Below are 1,433 nucleotides of genomic sequence, written 5' to 3'. Positions count from 1 at the left end.
GGGGCGCGACGGGGCGCTGGTAGCCTCAGGCCGCGCTGCGGGCGCGGGGGCTGAGCGCCAGCCAGATCAGCGCGCCGCCCGCGAGCGTCAGGAAGGGCAGCATCGCCATCGACACCGCGCTCCAGCCCTGCTCCGGGCTGCCGCCCGAGCAGTTCATCAACCCGCCGGACGCGAGCGAGGCGAAGGCGACGCCGCCGAAGACGATCAGATCGTTCAGGCCCTGCATCCGCCCGCGCTCCTCGGAGCGGTGCGCGCCCGCGAGCATCGTGGTGCCGCCGATGAAGGCGAAGTTCCAGCCGAGCCCCAGAAGCACCAGAGCGCCGAAGAAATTCATCAGATCGACGCCCGCCAGCGCGACCGTGCCCGCGCCCGCAAGCAGCACGAGCCCCGTGGCGATGATCCGCTCGACCCCGAAGCGCGCGATCAGGTGACCGGTGAAGAAGGACGGCGCATACATCGCCAGCACATGCGCGCTCACCACGTTGGCCGCGTCGCCGGTGGCGAAGCCGCAGCCGACCACGGCGAGCGGCGCCGAGGTCATCATCAGGTTCATCAATGCATAGCCGACCGTCGCGCAGATCACCGCGACGGCGATCCTCGGTGTGGTCAGGAGCTCGCGGCGGCTCCGTCCTTTCGGCGCGTCGGCGGAGGCCGGGGCGGGTTTCGGGATGTCGAGCGCGAAAAAGAGCGACGCGCCGAGCACGTTGACCGCGACGACCGCGAGATAGGTGCCGAGGAACGGCACCGCAAAGGCATCGACTGTGACCTTCACGAGCTGCGGGCCGATCAGCGCGGCGGCCAGCCCTCCGGCCAGCACGTAGGAGATCGCCTTGGGCCGGAACGCTTCCGACGCGATATCGGCGGCGGCGAAGCGGTAGAAGCCCAGGGAGGACATGAAGATACCGGTCAGAAGCCCGCCGAGCGCGAAGATCGGAAACGAGGCCAGCCAGAGTCCCGCCGCGCCGACGCAGGCCCCCGCGGCGCCTCCAGCGGTGCCGATCCAGAAGCCCGTCCTGCGTCCGAATTTCTGCATCAGCGCCGAGAGCGGCGTGGCCGAGAGCATCGAGCCGAGGACGATCAGCGTGATCGGCAGCGTCGCGAGGCAGGCGATCGGGCTCAGCCACTGACCGGCAAGCCCGCCGATGGTGAAGATCATCGGCAGCTGCGCTCCGAGAAGCGCTTGCGCGGCGACCAGCACGGCGAGGTTTCGGCGGGTGTGGGGCAGGGCATCCATGCCTGCCGTGGTAACGCGAATCCTGGCCGCAGCAAGAGGCTGTAGCGTCGCAGCGGCGAAGCGGGTATCCCATCGGAGATGACCGATCTGAGCTTTGCCCCCATAGCCCCAGTCGCCCTTGTCGGCGGCTCCGCCGAGGCGCGCCGCCTCGCCCGCGCCTTGCCGGGCGCGGTGCTGCGCCTGCCCGAGGACGCGCGCG

Annotated in this window: 1 protein-coding gene; it reads right to left on the bottom strand. The window is 70.5% G+C overall.

The features are described 5' to 3' along the window. Positions 1 to 25 precede the first annotated feature (25 nt). Entirely contained in the window at positions 26 to 1,234 is a 1,209-nt protein-coding gene (locus tag ACFQ4E_RS20560) for an MFS transporter (RefSeq protein WP_386806403.1), read from the bottom strand. Positions 1,235 to 1,433 lie beyond the last annotated feature (199 nt).

It is taken from the genome of Litorisediminicola beolgyonensis (genome assembly GCF_042679605.1).
GTDB lineage: Bacteria > Pseudomonadota > Alphaproteobacteria > Rhodobacterales > Rhodobacteraceae > Litorisediminicola > Litorisediminicola beolgyonensis.
Note: the sequence above shows the minus strand (reverse complement) of the source record. Positions and strands in the feature narration are given on the sequence as shown.